The organism is Rhodococcus sp. MT28 (assembly GCF_058792695.1).
Window position 1 is genome coordinate 12,094 of the sequence record NZ_JBXAFD010000024.1, and the last position, 16,613, is coordinate 28,706.

Annotated in this window: 16 protein-coding genes and 3 pseudogenes; 3 read left to right on the forward strand and 16 right to left on the reverse strand. The window is 61.7% G+C overall.

All coding sequences use genetic code 11. From position 1 onward, the window contains the following. The 8 genes and pseudogenes from AC1Q6C_RS31775 to AC1Q6C_RS31810 all read right to left on the reverse strand — a co-directional run. Window positions 1-1,590 (reverse strand): annotated as a pseudogene (locus AC1Q6C_RS31775) (hypothetical protein); the annotation flags it as partial. Beyond that, window positions 1,587-1,991, reverse strand: a complete 405-nt coding sequence (locus AC1Q6C_RS31780) for a hypothetical protein (RefSeq protein WP_492667030.1) — start codon at window positions 1,989-1,991, stop codon at window positions 1,587-1,589. The pseudogene AC1Q6C_RS31775 and the gene AC1Q6C_RS31780, both read right to left, overlap by 4 nt. Before the next feature lie 119 nt (window positions 1,992-2,110). Beyond that, window positions 2,111-2,515 (reverse strand): hypothetical protein, encoded by a 405-nt coding sequence (locus AC1Q6C_RS31785; protein ID WP_019750013.1) that lies wholly within the window; start codon window positions 2,513-2,515, stop codon window positions 2,111-2,113. Window positions 2,516-2,643: 128 nt separating this feature from the next. After that, window positions 2,644-3,279, reverse strand: coding sequence for an MspA family porin (locus tag AC1Q6C_RS31790; RefSeq protein ID WP_492667033.1), 636 nt, complete (start codon window positions 3,277-3,279; stop codon window positions 2,644-2,646). Between the two features lie 364 nt (window positions 3,280-3,643). Further along, window positions 3,644-4,162, reverse strand: coding sequence for a helix-turn-helix domain-containing protein (locus AC1Q6C_RS31795; protein ID WP_019750011.1), 519 nt, complete (start codon window positions 4,160-4,162; stop codon window positions 3,644-3,646). Between the two features lie 115 nt (window positions 4,163-4,277). After that, entirely contained in the window at window positions 4,278-4,778 is a 501-nt protein-coding gene (locus AC1Q6C_RS31800) for a hypothetical protein (RefSeq protein WP_019750010.1), read from the reverse strand. A gap of 18 nt (window positions 4,779-4,796) precedes the next feature. Then, window positions 4,797-5,174 (reverse strand): hypothetical protein, encoded by a 378-nt coding sequence (locus tag AC1Q6C_RS31805; protein WP_019750009.1) that lies wholly within the window; start codon window positions 5,172-5,174, stop codon window positions 4,797-4,799. A gap of 655 nt (window positions 5,175-5,829) precedes the next feature. Next, window positions 5,830-6,377: pseudogene (locus AC1Q6C_RS31810) on the reverse strand (hypothetical protein). 218 nt (window positions 6,378-6,595) lie between these two features. Here AC1Q6C_RS31810 and AC1Q6C_RS31815 point away from each other — a divergent pair. Continuing rightward, entirely contained in the window at window positions 6,596-6,844 is a 249-nt protein-coding gene (locus AC1Q6C_RS31815) for a hypothetical protein (RefSeq protein ID WP_492667031.1), read from the forward strand. 181 nt (window positions 6,845-7,025) lie between these two features. Here AC1Q6C_RS31815 and AC1Q6C_RS31820 read toward each other — a convergent pair whose 3' ends face one another. Genes AC1Q6C_RS31820 through AC1Q6C_RS31840 form a run of 5 tightly spaced genes read right to left on the reverse strand, consistent with a single transcriptional unit; the run spans window position 7,026 to window position 11,417 of the window. Further along, window positions 7,026-8,039, reverse strand: coding sequence for a TauD/TfdA family dioxygenase (locus AC1Q6C_RS31820; RefSeq protein WP_492667034.1), 1,014 nt, complete (start codon window positions 8,037-8,039; stop codon window positions 7,026-7,028). 23 nt (window positions 8,040-8,062) lie between these two features. Further along, window positions 8,063-9,004: a HesA/MoeB/ThiF family protein gene (locus AC1Q6C_RS31825; RefSeq protein WP_080911149.1), complete on the reverse strand. Its 942-nt coding sequence runs from the start codon at window positions 9,002-9,004 to the stop codon at window positions 8,063-8,065. After that, window positions 8,997-9,851, reverse strand: a complete 855-nt coding sequence (locus AC1Q6C_RS31830; protein ID WP_133053475.1) for a hypothetical protein — start codon at window positions 9,849-9,851, stop codon at window positions 8,997-8,999. The genes AC1Q6C_RS31825 and AC1Q6C_RS31830 overlap by 8 nt, the downstream gene beginning before the upstream one ends. After that, window positions 9,848-11,056, reverse strand: coding sequence for an acyl-CoA dehydrogenase family protein (locus tag AC1Q6C_RS31835; RefSeq protein WP_080911147.1), 1,209 nt, complete (start codon window positions 11,054-11,056; stop codon window positions 9,848-9,850). The genes AC1Q6C_RS31830 and AC1Q6C_RS31835 overlap by 4 nt, the downstream gene beginning before the upstream one ends. A gap of 49 nt (window positions 11,057-11,105) precedes the next feature. Next, window positions 11,106-11,417 (reverse strand): SCP2 sterol-binding domain-containing protein, encoded by a 312-nt coding sequence (locus AC1Q6C_RS31840; RefSeq protein ID WP_279219815.1) that lies wholly within the window; start codon window positions 11,415-11,417, stop codon window positions 11,106-11,108. Window positions 11,418-11,659: 242 nt separating this feature from the next. On the opposite strand from AC1Q6C_RS31840, the gene AC1Q6C_RS31845 reads away from it, so the two are divergent. Next, window positions 11,660-11,944, forward strand: a complete 285-nt coding sequence (locus AC1Q6C_RS31845; RefSeq protein ID WP_019750002.1) for a winged helix-turn-helix transcriptional regulator — start codon at window positions 11,660-11,662, stop codon at window positions 11,942-11,944. A gap of 93 nt (window positions 11,945-12,037) precedes the next feature. On the opposite strand, the gene AC1Q6C_RS31850 is transcribed toward AC1Q6C_RS31845, so the two are convergent. Then, a complete protein-coding gene (locus AC1Q6C_RS31850) occupies window positions 12,038-13,492 on the reverse strand; it encodes an MFS transporter (RefSeq protein WP_019750001.1) in 1,455 nt (484 codons plus the stop codon). A gap of 115 nt (window positions 13,493-13,607) precedes the next feature. Here AC1Q6C_RS31850 and AC1Q6C_RS31855 point away from each other — a divergent pair, with 115 nt between their 5' ends. Then, the gene (locus tag AC1Q6C_RS31855; RefSeq protein WP_019750000.1) at window positions 13,608-14,087 is read left to right on the forward strand and encodes a MarR family winged helix-turn-helix transcriptional regulator; all 480 of its coding nucleotides are present in this window, start codon (window positions 13,608-13,610) and stop codon (window positions 14,085-14,087) included. Window positions 14,088-14,944: 857 nt separating this feature from the next. On the opposite strand, the pseudogene AC1Q6C_RS31860 reads toward AC1Q6C_RS31855, so the two are convergent. Together AC1Q6C_RS31860 and AC1Q6C_RS31865 are read right to left on the reverse strand one after the other, a co-directional pair. Continuing rightward, window positions 14,945-15,097 (reverse strand): annotated as a pseudogene (locus tag AC1Q6C_RS31860) (IS1380 family transposase); the annotation flags it as partial. Further along, on the reverse strand, window positions 15,090-16,613 hold a 1,524-nt coding region (locus AC1Q6C_RS31865), incomplete at its 5' end, for a helix-hairpin-helix domain-containing protein (protein ID WP_492667032.1). The gene AC1Q6C_RS31865 and the pseudogene AC1Q6C_RS31860, both read right to left, overlap by 8 nt.

Below are 16,613 nucleotides of genomic sequence, written 5' to 3' on the forward strand. Positions count from 1 at the left end.
CCCGCCGATGTTCGAAGTGATCGGCTCCTGGGTTTGGTCGGCGAGTATCGCGTCGCCGACAGGGTTTCCGGTTCCTGTTTCGGCGATCGGTGGTTCGGAGACCTCGTGGTTGGGGTCACCGACCATGAGCTGGCCGAGGTCTGAATCTGCCGGGTCCGCAGGTTCTGTGGTGTAGTCCTGCCCGCCGATGTTCGAAGTGATCGGCTCCTGGGTTTGGTCGGCGAGTATCGCGTCGCCGACAGGGTTTCCGGTTCCTGTGTCGGTGATCGGTGGTTCGGAGACCTCGTGGTTGGGGTCACCGACCATGAGCTGGCCGAGGTCTGAATCTGCCGGCTCCGGGGGGTTGGCGGCGAGGACGTTTTGTGCGTCCCTGCGTGCTTGTTCGCCCTCCGGGGTCATCGGGCCGATGAAGTTCGCCTGCGCTTCGAGCGCAGCACGTTCTTCCGGTGTCAGCTCCGGGTCGGCGAGGATCGGGTACAGCAGGTTCTCTATGCCTGCGGTGTCGACGACCTGGACGAGTTGCCCGTCCCGGATCTCGTAGTGCGTCGGGATGGGTGTGCCGTTGGCGTCGTACGCCCACGGGGCATCGATTGTCGAGACCGGGTTTCCGTCGGCGTCGAAGACGGTGACCGTGCCATCGGGGTTGACGCTCATGTGACCGCCGGGTGGCACCGTCACCGGGATCACGGATTCGTGCGACGACGTTTCGTCGTGGATCAGGAAGAAGAACCGGCTTCCGCCGGTGATCGGATCGAACACCCGCAACGAGGACTGACCACCGCGTGCATACGCCACCAACGGTGAAGCAATAGTGCCGACTGCCTGGGAGAGCACTGACTCGGGCGTGCGGGGGCTGAACGGTCCCGGCCGCCCGCGCACTCCGATACCGGCGGCCGTGAACGCTGCAGCGCCGATCAGCGCGAGTTCGAGATACCGGTCACGGCCCGAGTCCTCCCCGGTTGTAGAGACATCTGTTGCCAGGCCTGGAACCGGTTGGGCTGGTGCGGTATTCGAATCGGTGTCCGTGGGGATCGGTCCGGGACCACGATCGGTGGTCGCTGTCGGTGCGGTCGACCCGGCAGGCTGCGGAATAGTCGGGGCAGGCCCGTCGGCGGTCGTCGGAACCGGGACTCCTGCCGGGTTCTGCACACCCGGCTGTGTTGGTGCGCCGGGCGTTCCGGGCTGTCCTGGTTGCGCGGCGCCGGGGACGGGGACGATGGGGGTTCCGTTGTAGGTGGGGAAGTTCGTCGGAGCGTTGGCTCCGACGTTGGGGCCGCCGCCCGGTGCTTGTGCACCGGGAAGTCCGACCGTTGTTGTCGGGGCGGCCGTCGGGGTCGTGGTGGGAGCGGTCAAGCACGGGTTGATGTACTCCGGCGGGATGGGTGCACCGGGTGGCAGCGACGCAATGAGGTTCAGGTAGATCTGATGATCACGTGCCCGTACCGCTGCGCAGTCTTCTGCTGGTCCTGCGGAGGAGGTCGGGGCGAAGATCAGCAGCGCCAGCAGTGCGATCACCGTTGCGGCGAGCACCACCACGGTGGAGATCACCGTGGTCGGTGAGGTGCGGTCGAACCGGCGCGCAGGCTTCACCGGCGATCACCCGTGTTCGACTTCTTCCGAAATTCGGCGATGAGTGTGTCTGCGCCCCACCAGAACACCCGTCCTGCGATCGACATCCACAGAAAGAATGCCAGATACACCAGAATCGTCCCGTAATCGTTGGCCCATCCTCCGAGGCGTCCGATCACCGCGAACGCCGCGATCAACAACGCGAGCCCGAATACGGTCGCGATCACAGCTTTCGACATCTGACTCAGTTCACTGTCGCGATCCCATCCCTGATCACCTGTACCGACTGCATCGCGGGGTAGGTCGGAATACACCGATGCCGGAGCTGCAATGGTTCCTGGCGGTACGTACGGCAACGCAGGCTCAGCTGTGACGTCGCGGCGGGTGGGTGAGGTCATCGGGGCGTTCGGTGAGGTGGTCATCGGAGGTGAATGCCTTTCCCCGCCAACTAGAAACGCGGGACTCGAGATACCCGACACCGACCAAAAGAACGGGCGGTCACCGGGAGGAGATGCAGCAGCGGACAGGAAGAGGGTGCGCTCTACCAGGGGCAGTTGACGTACGAGGTAGCTCCGGCGAGCCACCCTCCTGCCGGCGGGAGATAGAACTGGTACGAGGCGCACCCGTTCGGATACTGGGCAGCAATTGCCGTCCGGCGCGCCAGGACATCAGCCGACACGTCGATCACGGTCTCCCACCCGGGAACGGGGATCATGACGTTCGCGTTCGAGAGTGCCGTCACGATTCCACTGTCGCGGGCCGCCACGGTCAAGGCGTGGCCCAGGGGAACCTGCACCACCGGTGCACCGTACTGCGCCGGAACCGGCCCCTCGAACATCACGGGAGCAGCCATTGCGGCCGGGGCGGTAGCGAGCAGAATCCCGCCGACAGCGACTGATGCAGCCGCGGTCGTGGCTGCGATTTTCTTCGTGCGAGTCAAAGACATGATGCTCCTTTGATGGATGGAAAAGTGGAAAGTGTTGGGTAACAGCGCCAACGGCTGCCCAGCACATGAACCGAGTGAACCGAGACGTGCGCTTGTGGGCGCGGAATGCCGTTGACGACAGTCCTGGATCAGAGCCAGGTGGGGTCGGAGTAGACGAACACACTGTTATCCGAGGTCGCCGTCGACACGGCGAACTGCGCGTACGAACGGATCGTGACCGGGCCCATGCACGCATCGACCTTGACGTGCACGTTCTCCGCCGTGATCGACGCTTTCGCAGCCTCGAGGTCCTTCTTGCCGAGCGGGATCGTGGTGATCATGCCCGGTGCGATGGTGGTCTGGATGCTCGGGTTCACCGAGGCGTTCACGCCGATGTTCGCCGACGGAACCCCCGAAATGCTGACCCCGACGGACGGGCCGAGGGAGAATCCGAGCCCCAGGCCGAGGCCGGAGGACACATCGATTTGGCAACCGATCTGCAACCCCTGCTCGATATAGCCTGTCTTCACCGCAGAATCGCCGGATCCGGTGATGGTGCCGGTGACCTTCGCCGACACGAACCCCTCGCGAGTGAACGCTGTTGTCGCCAGGTTCGGGACCGGGTTCGCCGAAAGTTTGGTAGCCGCCAGATCCAACGTCCAACCGTCGTCGGTGACCGTGCTCGCGAACTTGTCCGGCAACGCCGTCGGGGTCGCCGACGCACTGGCTGCGAACGCGAGAGAGCCAGCCATCAAAACCGACGACACCGCAGCACATGTGCCCATTGCCTTTCCGATGCGTCGCTTTCCTGTCAAGGTACGGATGGTCTCGGTGGTGGTGGTGGCCATGGTCGGTCTCCCTGGGGTGAGTCGAAATCCCCGCAACCAGAGCGATTGCGGAAACTTAACTGAACGTCTGACCGGGACGCTACAACACCGCCTGCATGCCCGACTAGCCTCCAATGCCCGAATCCATCCGCCGAAAGTCGTACTCGAAGTTACGGAAACATTTCCCGAACACTCGGACCAGGCGGTTTGTTCACGCGAAGGGTGTGACGAGCCTCATGATCACGAAATGGTGACCGATGGTTCATGCGCAGTGATTATTCGGCAACCCGACACCGATAGGTGTTGACAGCCGGGACGAGGGTTATCTCGTCGCGGCGGTGCGGCGAGGTCCGACTGCTGCTTCGGCGAGTCGGGCGTAGCCCGGTGAGTCGGCGGGAACCTTCCGGCGTTGATCGGAGATGCGCAGCTTCGCGGCGACATTGGCCAACAGTTCCAGCGAGGTAGCGGAGAGGCCATTCGCGGCCAGAAGTAGGTCTTTCAATTCCTGGTCGTCGAGATGGTCGACGATATCGGCGTCCTGGGCCTCGACGAGGCCGCGGTCGCCGGCCCAGGGGACGGTGAAGAAGTATCCGGGGGAGACGCCGAAGTAGTCGGCCAATGCGGCCACGACCTCATCGGACGGGCTCGTGCGAACACCGCACCGCAGTTGGGAGAGATATGGTGTCGAGATCCGACAGCCTCGCTCGAGAAGGCCTCTCGCTACCGCTGTGTTCGTCAAACGCCGCCCTCGTCGGGCTGCGTCGACGGTGGCGAAAAGTTCGTTCAACCGGACCTGGAACACGTCCTCGCCGGCTACCCGCCCGACCATCAACTGACTCACTTTCTTCTGTCTACCTTTCGTGCTGCGAGGTGAGAATGTCAGCGAGATAAGCGGATGCCCGGTCCTGCGACGCGCTGCGGGACCGCGCGGCCGGGACCACCCACACGCGAGAGCTTCACCGCAGGTTGCGGGCCGGGTCGAGCAGTAGCGTCACGGTGCGGAATTGTTGTTCGGCACTGGCTGCTAGAAAGGCACACCGATCCGCGCGCACGCCCGAATCCGCAGTGGCCGTGTCCTTGTCGGCTGCGGCCGGACAGTCGAGAGAGGTGAACCGGTCGACGCTGCGGTCGAATATCTCGATCGGTGAGGAACTCTGACCTGTCCACGCCCGCGCCAGACCAGCTGCAGTCGATTCGTCGATACTTCGCACCAACGCGGACTTGCGACCCAGGGAGTCCGCGCACAACGATGCCTGGAAACGGCACGAGAATTCGACTTCGGTACCGAATTCGGCGCACTCGGATGCGCACCGCTCACCCGCGCCGGCACTCAGGCTGTCGACGGAGCCGGCTCCTGGCGAGCAACCCGCTGACATGATCGCCGCGACCGCGAGAGTACCGATCGCACATCGGCGAACAACGGTGATACGGACACGGTGATGCACGGTTTCCTGCATGCCGGGTTCAGCTCTTCTCTACCAGGCGCTTTCGGCGTTGAAGATGTTCCCCTGATTGATCGCGGGGTCGACGAGATACAGCCCGACACGACCGCCGGGGTGCGAGGCTGCCTCGTCGACGAACTGATCGCCGGTGACCGGGGTCCATGCTCCGGTGTACCAGATGGAATCGTGCGGCAACCCGACAGTCCAGGCGTCGCCGAATGCGGCGTTGATCAGATTGCCCGCGTTGATCTGGCTCGCGACGACCGTCTCGTGGTGATCGAGAATGACTCCGACGTAGCCGTTTCCCGATACCGGAGTCGCCGCCGAGGCAGAGCCTGCGCCGGCAATCGCCACAGCTCCAGCAGCCGCCGGGATGGCCAGAGCAGCAACGATCTTGAGTGCACGCGTCATCGAATGAGCCTTTCCTCGTTCGGATCCAGCCAAATGGTCGAACCCGAGTTCTCGAAACCCGGAACGGGGTTCCCGTGTCTCCAGTGAACGACACGCGGCAAACAATCGGCAACCTTTCGGGGTTACTTGCGAGTCAGATCACACCAGCAATCACCATTCGCCGACCGTGTCGATGGCGGATGCCCATTCTGTACGAACGATTCCCCGCCGGTGAGACCTAAGGCGGGAATCAGGCTTCGCCCAGTGGGCTTGGATCCAACGCCGATGCGCGCAAGGTTGCTGGGTGGCATTGAAAGAGGAACTTATCCCATGGATACCGGTTGTCCGGTTTACAATCTAGGTGCGTGGCCGCACGGATGATTGACCGCGCACCGAAAGAGGCCATCTGGGTTGTGTGCTCAACGCAGGTGGCGTTTAACCGCCCCGGTTCGACGTGCAGGGCCGGGGTCTCGGTCGCGGTGCTGTGAACAGTCGCCACAGTGGGGTGGACGTTGCCACGCCATCGTCCGGACTCAGGGTTGTTGCAACTGAGCATAATGCCACCCGAAATGCATCGCCGATAACATATAGTATGTCACTCTGTTGATGAAATACGTTGCGCTGTAACAAAATATGTTCTCCGCAAATGTGCATTGACGATAGCGCGGCAGCGTCGCTACCAGAGTGAGAGCGGACGTCCTGCAGCCTCGGCCGCAGCGATGCGCTTTTCGACCGCGTCGACGTCCAAGTTCTGGCGATGTCGCGTCGCCGAAGCTCGTATTCGCTGCGGTTGCTGCGATTGGTTCCCAACCGCATGTGTGCCGGGTTGGTGCAGCCGGCGAAGTCACATTGATGGCACAGCACCGCGTCGTCGGTGTTGGACCAGCCCAACCTCGAAATGACACCGTATTCGAGCTGGTAGGCGAACAAATGCGCCGGTACCGTCCCGCGGCGAGACGGCCCGGGCAGGCTCGCTGCCCGGAAGGAACCATGCCCGGTCGATGACACCCCTCCGATCCAGGGCCAGCACTGATTCCGGCGGCGGTAACGCTTGGGCTCGAAGTGAGAAACGACGGCAGCGTCGTCGAGCCAGGAACGCCACAGACGTTCGGGAATGCGTACAGGCTGGGGCTGCCCGATCAACGTCATCTGGAACGCCGGCAGCGCGGGAGCGCTGTCGGGCATGCCGGGCAGTGGCAATGAGGCGTCGCTCACGAACGTCATCGCCTGCTCCTGGCACTCGATCCGGACTGTTACCCGAGCTGACTGTAGGAGCGTGCACCGACAGGAACATGCTCCGCACCGGCCTCGGACGGACATGGGTAACAGCTCCAGCGAGTGATGGCGGCATCGAGCCCACTCAGCCCCCTCGCTCTGTCAGAGCGTGCAACGCTGGGCCCCGAACGCGGTTGCCGCGAAGTTGCTCTGCCAGAATTAGGAAGATGACCGACAAAAACGGCAAAAGCAAAGATGTGACTGCGGTAGGTTCCCGCGTGCGAATCACGGTGTCAGACTACGATGCCGGTGGCAGCGTGGCATGCACGGGTGTGGTGATCGAGGACTACGAGGACATGGTCATCGACCGCGGTTCGGTGGGGCGGGACTGGGCTCCGGTGCAGCGGTGGGCGATCGCACTCGATGACGGGCGCCTGGTCTTCGCGAGCGACGACGACCTGACGCCCGCAGAATAGGGCGCATCGGAAGCACCGAACGCTTTGCGAATCCATTCGGCGAGAGCAGTGTCAGACTCTGCCGCCGAGACTGTTCGGCGGTCGCCACTGTCCGTCAGAGGGCACCAAGCACTGTTCGATGCAGATCGGACACGATCGCCCTATCAAGTTCAGCTCGTTCTTGACCAGCTTCCACGTCATATCAGCTGGGTGTGATCCTCAGGGCGCGGCCGTGCTCGAAGCTGTCCCGAACCTCCCGGAGGTCGCTAACTGCAAAGCAGCGCCGCAGCCAACGGTCCTTGTCGTCGAACCGCGCCAAGAATGCTGTACGGCCGTGAACGGCGACGCGGTTGTCAACGACCACGAGCTGACCTGGGAGCAGCACCGCGCCGGTCAAGTTGGCAACGAAGACGTCACGCAGGGCATCAAGAGCGTCCTGCGCTCCGCTATCCAGACCTTCCATGCCGTGAAAGTCGACGACGAGGTCCGGATCTGTGGAAGGGCCAGACAGGATAGACATCGGACGACTCCAGACTTCGCTCTCCTGCCCCCCGGTGAATGACGACGAGTAGGCAATGCGGAATCGTTGCTGGTACAGGACGGAGACGAGTTCGTCGGTCAGCAGCGGGAGCACCCGCCGTACGCTGCAGGCCACAGTTGCGGCCACTTTGTCATGGTCAGCTCGGATGCACAGCAGGGACAGGAAATGCGGCGGGTACGCAAGGAACCCGTCCTCGGTGTGGAGCTCGAGAAGCACGCACCCGCTGTTCTCCTGGCGCAGTTCCTGTCCGCGCTTGGGGAATACGTCTTGGATGAGGCGTCCCTCCTTTTCGTCGCTGTAACTGATTACGGAACCGAGAGTGCTCATGACCATCAATTGACTGAACGTGGAGACCGGAACTTCAGCCCAGTCCGGGTCGATTCCGCCGGCGCTGGGAGTGGCTGCCTGGTCCTCGACTGGAAGCCCATCGATGAGTAGAACGCCATCGAGATTTCCCTTGTCACGGAACCGCCGCAGAGCAGATTGCAGGCGGGAAGGAAGGTTGCCGGCCGCAGACTCGACGTCGTAGAGCAGCTGATCGTCATGCAAGGGGCGGCCATGGTGGCGATCCCAGAGGGACAGCGCTGCAGAGGCGACCGCCGCGGTTTCGTACTGCGTCAGCGAAATTGTTTCGCTGGGTGGGGTGAAAGGCACCTGCTGTGGGAGGAGGTTCATTGCGGTCACGAGCGACTTCCTAACTAGAGAAATGCCAGTAGAGGACGAGGGGCGGTTGCGCGCAGCGTGCTCCTAAGACCCAAAGCAAGGCCGAACCGGACGAATTGGAGAGGTAGCTGTAGCTGATTGCGAGCACGCTGCCAGCGTGGCTGGGTCAAGGCGTGAACATCGACGCATGTGCGGGTCGGTACAGAATTCCCAGCGGCGACTTGGGCAACGATATGGCACGCCAAGGAACCGAATTGCCATGCAGCTTCAGGAAGTTGAGGAACGCTGTACAGCGGGTCGCGAAGATTCCGGGCCAGCTCGTCAAGCATCTCGCCAGGCATCTTCGACATGGGCGCGATGCGGACGATTGCCTCCCACACCGACAAGGTTTCAAGGTCGCCAGAAGTGATGGCACCGTTGAAGATTCGATCAACGACGCGATAGTCGATGTACTCCGCGCAGAGCACCCCAGCCAGGTCCCATCCGGTCACCAGCGGTCGGCGATGGGCCAGTGCGGCCTCGTGGAGCGCAACCTTCGCCGCCAAACCCGATGGAGTCGTGACGTCGACACCGTCGACGATGATGTCGGCATATCGAACCAGAGCGTCGACGTTCTCCTTTGTGATCCCCTCCGTGGTTACCGTTACCGTGGCGTGCGGGTTGATTGCCTCGATGGTTCGCCCGGCCACGGAAGCCTTGTTTCTCCCGAGATCGTTCAGGTGTGCTCGCTGCCGATTGAGATTGTTCAGCTCAAAGACGCCGATGTCGGCCAAATGAAAGTCGCGGAATCCGATTCGGGCCAGAGGCTCCACGGAGGCGCCACCGATGGACCCGCAGCCAGCCACCAGGAGCTTTGTGGATGCGATCGCTTGCTGGGATTCTTCGGAGACAAGTCCCCGGTTGCGTGCGACGAGGTGGCGGTAAAAATCTCCGTCGCTCAGCGATCGGGCTTCAGCTTCGCTCTCGATGTCATGCATGGATGAGGTTTCCTTCTGCCGATGATGGGCCCTGCGTCCGCAAGGCCAGGTAGTCCCGTACTGATCCAGGACGGCTGGACCTCAGAAACTTCGTAAGGTCCTCGATGACGGGCGGAGTCTCCTGCGTGAGTTGGGCTGAGTATGCGACCGCTGTCTCAGGTTGCCGCCACATCGGACCCAACACCCCGTCGCGGTTTTGAGGATGCGGCAGCGTTGGCAACGTGGTGACTGCATACCTCAGAGAGCGCAGCATCGCGGCGGATCCCGACGGGGCCCCGTCAGCGATGAGAAGTTGGAACTGGCCAGCACTCTCCAAGCTTTGGAGCACCTGCGTGATTGCGACGAGCGTCCACCAAGGAGCGTTTCGCCCGAGTTGTGATCTTCCGAGGTCGGCTCGGCGGACGAGACGTTTTCCCTCCCAGATCTTTTCGCGGGGAATCGTGCCTGCCATGTCGACGGTGACATCGATCGGATAGTCCACTTCGAGACCAAACACATCGGGACTGCTCAATGCGAGGTATGCAGCAAGTCGACCGCTCGTACGATCGATGACCAAATGGTGGAACTCGCGGTGTGGTGCGCAACTGCTGGCATCGGTGAAACGCCCCGCACGCTTCGCGGCGTCGCGGTCCACCCATCCGAAGTCGACGTACTGGGCGAAGCGAAATGCCCGTAGAGCGTGCAGGTAGCGCTCTGGTAGTTGATCGCCGCGAACCGCGACGGTCAGGCTCCCGTCCATCCCGGCAGCGTGAAACCACGGATCTCCAAATATCGCAGATTCAATCCGCGCGAAGTTCAGCGCACTGCCGGCCGCTGCCACGCGGTCGAGCACATGAGGGACATTCATTTGCACAAGTGGGCGGTGATGGTCATCGCGAGCGCTTCGGGTGAGCCCTCGTAGATCCGAGGCCCGAAGCTGTCGCGCATGATGCGTTCCATCTCGTCGTCTCGTTGAAAGGCCTGAGCACCGATCAGCGACATTGCTGCGTTTGCGTTGTCGATGGCAGCTTTGTCGGCAACCATCTTCGCGATTGCCGGCTCGAATTCGGGAACGGGTAGCGAGTTGTCCACCAGACGGGCTGCCTTCGTCCACAAAGCTCGCGAAGCTTCGACAGATGCCGCCATGTCTGCGATCTTCCGTGCTGACATCTGATGCTCGAAGAGAAACTTCCCGCCCTGCCGCCGCGAGGTGGCCCATGCAAGTGCATGGTCGAGCGAGTGCCGGGCGATTCCGGTAGCGATCGCCGCGCAGGTCACGCGGGTGATGTTTCCGATGGTGGTATTCAGGTCCCATCCCCCGGATGGGCCGCCGATGATGTTCTCTGCCGGTACTTCGACATTGTTGAAGATGAGTTCTCCGGCGGGTGCCGTGCGATATCCGAGCTTGTCGTGTGTGGTTCCGCGCTCGACGCCTGCCCACTGCAGGTCGACGACAAAGCACGTCAGGCCCGTTGAGCCGGGGTTGCCTTCGATATTCGCCATGACCGTTGCATATCGCGCAACCGGGGCATTGGTGATGTACTTCTTTTTTCCGGTCAGTCGATAGACGTCGCCGTCCGGGACGGCGGTCGTCATGTCCACGGCATGTTCTGCATTGGTCGCCAAGACCAGGTCTGTCCCGTTGAGTTCCTCGGCAACTGCGTTGCAGCCGAGAATTGGCTGGTCACCGAGAAATGGGAGCAGATATTCAGAGGTGAGTCGGTCGTCGTTCGACAGCATGACTGGGGTCTGGAAAAGGCCTGTTGCTCCGAGTATCAGTGCGAAACCCGGGTCTGCGGCGGCGAATTCTTCGAGGGTGTAGCCAAGGCCTTCGGCGGTGAACCCTAAGCCGCCGAGCGCTTCCGGTAGTCCCATACGAAGGCCACCCAGAGCTTGGGCTTCTTCGACCAGGTCCCATTCGACTGTGCCGAGTGGGGCGCCGTCTCGGCGCGCTGCAGTAGGTGCGATGACGTCGCGGGCAAATTCGCGCAGTTGACCTATTGCCTTGCGGTGCTGGGATGTCAGGGAATCGAGGTCGGCAAGCGGGGAATGGGGCTGACGTGCAGTGGTCATTTCGATGCTTTCAATCTCGCGGTTCGGCGGTTTACGGCGGGCACTGTGGTTAGAGCGTGGTCAGCACATGAGCGAATCCGATGGCAGCAAAGATCGGCCCCTGCGCAGCGAGGCGTCCTTGCGTCAGGGCCTGCACTACGCCGAGATCGCCGTCGGCGAGGGCGACGATGTCTGAGCTGCTCAGTGCCACAGTCACATCCGGAGCATCGGAACGCTCAGGTGGGAGGGACACGACATGGGCAGAATCGTCGATCACCAGGCGCACCGCGATACCCAATGCTCGGAACCCCTCAGCTTGGGGGGTTTCACCAGTGAGGGCGCCAAGCCGTGCTGTGGCAACAGTGAGGGTGGAATTGGTCACGTGCAGTCTCCTTGATCAGTGATGCAAAGTACATGCCCGGTAATGTTCTCCTTGCGAAGGTGGTCCATGCAACGCCGTACATACCCCGCATTGGTACGTACTGTTCTCGGCGACACCTTATGTCGCCGTCCACGTCTATTAGCCCTAGGGGGGGCCTGCCAATGTCAGAACAGCGAAGTCAAGAACCAGAAGAATGGAGCGGCGGATCTGAGTGGCGAGGGCTCCATGAGCTCTTGAGTTTGATGTCCAAGAAGTGGGCAGTCGCCGTGCTGCTCACCTTGCGCCCACGACCACTCAGATTTGCGCAACTGCAGCGAGAGATAGGTTGCGGGAATGTGAAAACGATGACCGTCACGCTGCGCTCGCTAGAAGAAGCCGGGTTGGTCGATCGGCAAGTCATCGACAGTCGACCACCCGGCGTTCTCTATAAAATGACTGGCCTCGGGCACACCCTGATCGGATCGTTGGATCCGGTGAGGAAGTGGTCGGTGGACCACGAGTTCGATCCGAGCCGCCTCGATACCTAAACGCGGTCGGCGGCAAAAGAAATGGCCCGACGCATGCGCGGCGGGCCATCTGCGGTGGCGGAATTTACAGGTAAAGGGCCAGGTGGGGTGTCTCTACGTCTGTGATCGGTTCGTGAGGCGTCCGAGGACGAGCGCGATGCCCGCCGCCAGTACTGCGACACCGCCGAGGGCGAGAAAGCCCGCGTGGGCACCTGCCGTTGCGGCAATGTCGTTGGCCGCGCCGTCCTGGAGCTGTGAGGCGATGATTGCCGCGGTGATGGGCGCAACGACTGCCAACCCGACGCCCGCGCCCGCTTCGTTGAACGTGTTGAGCAGGCCTGATCCGACACCGGCCTGTTCGGGAGGGATCGGAGCGGAACCGAAGGTGTACAGGGGAACGAACATGGTCGGAAGTCCGGCCCCGAACACGGTCAGTGCAACTATCACGATCGTGGCGTTGCCGGTGCCGCTCGCCGTGACGGCAATTATGGTTGCCAGTGAGGCGATCTGTAGCGCGGTGCCGGCAAAGTACAGTTTTGCCATACCGATCTTGGTGGCTATTGCCGGCGTTGCGAACGCCGCGATGAGCGATGCGAGGCACAGCGGCAACAAGGCGAAACCGGTTGCCAGAGGGCTCATTCCATGCGCTGACTGGAAGTAGTTGCTGGTGACGTACAGAGCGCCGAGCATCAATGTCGCCGCAAGGACGAGTCCAACACCCGACAGAGCGTAAACAGGTGTGCGAAGAAGAGACACTGGGAGCAATGGGTCATCCGAGCGGTCTTCGACGAGGAACAATCCGATCATCAACACTGCTCCCACGGCGATGATGATCCACGGCGCGGCACTGGAAATTCCGTCCTCAAATCGACTGAGCCCGTAGCAGAGCGCGCCGATGCCCGTGGTCGCGACGATCGCGCTGGGTATCTTCAGTGACGTCGGACCGCCGGCCGCCCGCATTGGTGCCAGCCGCATTACCGCTGCAACGGCCACAACCACGACGATCGGCAAATTGATCAGGAACGCCCACCGCCACGACAGCGCTTGGACAATGGCGCCGCCGAGAATGACGCCGACGGTAGCTCCCACCACGCCGAGAGCACTCCACGCCGTCAAGGCGATCTTCAGCTGAGATTCGATTGAGCCGTACGTCGAGATGATGATTGAAAGCGCAGCGGCCGACAGGAGTGCAGCTCCGATTCCTTGGACTACACGGCCCGTCACGAGAAACGAACCGTTCTGTGCAAGCCCGCACGCCAGCGACGCAGCGGCAAAGAGGGCAAGGCCTGCGAGAAATGCCGTGCGCCGGCCAATCGAGTCGGCGAGACGGCCACCGAACAGGAGCAGCGCACCGTACGTGAGGACGTAACCGCTCACCGTCCACTGCAGTGCGATCGAGGACGCATGCAAATCCGCCCCGATCGAGGGAAGCGCAACATTGACAACCGTCGAGTCGAGCATGACCAGCATCTGAGCGATTCCGGCAATGGCGAGCGCCGCCCATCCGACGGGGGCTTGTGGCGGAGAAGTCGCAGTCTCGGCTGCCTCGGGGTTCGTAATTTCGGTCATGGGAGTAATCCTCCGGAAGGCTTGAAGTTATATTCGCGCGCATATAAATGACGGTGCTAGAGTACATCGCAGGGCATATATTGCAAGTAGTTTAGATCGGAAAGGACGTTGACCCGTGAGCGAGACCATCGATTCCGAGGCGCCCGTGGAGGGCGTTACCGCGGCGTTGACTGCGTGGTTGTCAATATCGCAGCCTGTGGAGGCAGCTACACATCGGCTGGAAACCACATTGAGTGAGCGCCATGCCATTTGCCTCTCGGCGTACGAGATTCTGACGTACCTGGCTGATCGTCGCGGCTGGACGCCGCTCGCGGACATCAGCAAGGGGGTCATGCGCTCACAACCGAGAATTTCACGCCTCGTATCGGAAATGCAGACGCGAGGGATGGTCGTGCGGTCAAAGCTTCACGGCGACGGACGCGCCTACCAAATCAACTTGACCCGCAAGGGCCGTCGGGTGCTCAACGCGTCATCGGTGACAGTGATGCAGTGTTTTGACCAGATTGCGAGCGGTAACGACGAACTCGGGCTGCTATTTTCCGCTCGGCGCCGGGAATCTGCACATCACGGCAGTGAAAGCGTAATCGGGAGTTAGTAGTTGATTTGGGACGGGCTTCTAGCTGTGTGTGACGGTCCGGTTCGCCAGGGCTGAGCCCTCGGCCTGCGCACGGTCGGTGCAGCGGATGAAGAACGAAGCGGTGCATCGGCACTACGGGACGAAGGCGCCGCTCGGCGAACTGGGCTGGTCGAACTACTCAAGACGCGCAGGGTTGCTGGTTGGTAACGAAAGAGAGTCCAACCCCAATACATACCGTTTGTGCGGTTTATGGTGGAAGGTGCGTGGCCGCACGGATTACCGACCACGCACCGAAAGAGGGTCATCTGAGTTGTGTGCTCAACGCAGATGGCGTCTAACAGCCCCGGCTCGCCGTGCAGGGCCGGGGTCTCGGTTGCGATGCTGTCGAAGAATCGCCATAACTGACAGTTCATGTCGAGTCATCCGAGAAGGGGCAGATCTGTTGCGGCTCAGCAGAATAGCAGCCATAATGTATGCCGAGAACAGTATTTGTGTTAGTTCATTCTTTTAAGTGACTGTGCGGCAACAAATGTTGGTGAGGAATTCCGTACCTGAATGCTCGACGACACTCGAGAACATCCCGAGTGGGTCGAAGAAACGCAACGATCCGCAGATGTGAGTCTCGCACGAGAAAATCTATCGTTGCGGATGCACGCTGTCGCGGAAAGTCTTCGCCAGCAATGTATTTCACGAACGTCATACCGATCGGCCGATCCGTCGGCCTCGCGGGAAGAAGCGCTTCCTCGGTCGTGGGCGGATACGGAATATGGTCTCGATCGATCTTCGAGAAGCTGCGGCAAACGATCGTAGTGAGCCCGGGCGCGGCCACCATCCCCGCAACCAGTTAACGGACCCTCGCTCCAGCATCTAACGTCTTTGGCGGTGGGGATGGAGATGTGGCTGTCGGCGAGTTCGGCTAGGCCGACCTTCTGAGCTGATGCCATTGTCGGCACGAGGCCTGCTGGGCTGATCAGATTGGGGTCGTCGAAGACGATGCGGCCGATAGCCCGCTGCCCCGATCTACGCATTCCCTGCAGTGGCAACTGCTGTCAGGCAGTTGACTCCGAACAAGGCTTTGAGATCTCCGAACAGGGCGGGACTTTTGTGGACCCGGAACCCCGGATCCGTTTCCCACAGTGTCGTCGAACTGCCGGCCAGCGCGATGTGCACATCGGTGTCCCCGGGGTGAGACCGCAAAACGTCGCGAAGAGCTTCGATGTTGGGGCGTGTGCACACGTGCACCGGGAGAGTGAGGGTCATCGGGGCGGAAGATGGACCGCCATTTCCCAGGTCCGGTGAGGAGATGTCGACTGCGACGATCGAAGTCCTGCCCTCGCGGATGTTGACGTTTGCGGCAACGAGCAAGACGGAGTCCTCGGTGAGGACGTGCTGGAAGTTGGTGTAGGTGGCGGAGAAGACGAGCATCTCGGTAGCCGCATCGAGATCGGCGATCTCGACGATCGCCCACGGCTCGCCCTTCTTGTTCACGCGGCGGTCGACCGCCGCGACGATGCCGCCGATCACGATCTTCTGGCCGTTGCGGACCTTCCCCGCGTGGACTGCCGCGATCGAGGTATCAGTGAGTGATGTGAGCGCTGCGGCGATGCCGTCGAGAGGGTGCCCGGAAACGTACAGCCCCAACATCTCTCGTTCGAGCGCCAGGCGATGCTTGTAGTCCCACTCTTCGTCAGGAATCTTGACGTCGAACACCGAGGTGATCGACTCGTCGGCCTCGGCACCGCCGAAGAGGTCGAACTGTCCGATCGCCTCCGCTTTCTTGGTGGTCATCACGGAATCGATGGCGTCGGCATGAACCAACATCAGACCCTTCCGTGGGTGTTCGAGGGAGTCGAAAGCACCGGCCTTGATGAGAGATTCGGTGACCTTCTTGTTGCATGCCATCGCGTCGATCTTGCCGAGATAGTCGGAGAAATCGGTGAACTTCGATTTCTCGGTGCGCGCCTTGATGATCGAGGCGACGACGTTGGCGCCGACGTTACGGACCGCACCCATACCGAAACGGATGTCGTCGCCGACAGACGCAAAGTTCACTACCGACTCGTTGACGTCCGGCGGAAGCACCGTGACGCCCCTCGCTCGGCAGTCTGACAGATAAATTGCGGTCTTGTCCTTGTCGTCACCGACAGAGGTGAGCAGACCGGCCATGTACTCGGCCGGGTAGTTCGCCTTGAGGTAGGCGGTCCAGTACATGACCATGCTGTAGCCGGCGGCGTGTGACTTGTTGTAGGCGTAGCCAGCGAACGGCAGCACCGCTTCCCAGAGTGCGGTGACCGCTTGGTCGCTGTAACCGTTGGCGCGCATGCCGTTGCGAAAGTTTTCGAATTCGGCGGCGAGCACCTCGGCCTTCTTCTTTCCCATGGCGCGGCGGAGGAGGTCTGCTTGACCCAAGGAGTAGCCGGCCACCTTCTGGGCGATCTGCATGATCTGCTCCTGGTAGACGATTAGCTGTATGAGGAACGGACGTTGGTGACGCGGTGCCGGCGGTAAGCGGCGGGCGGTCGTCCTCCGCGTGCTGAATGCGGT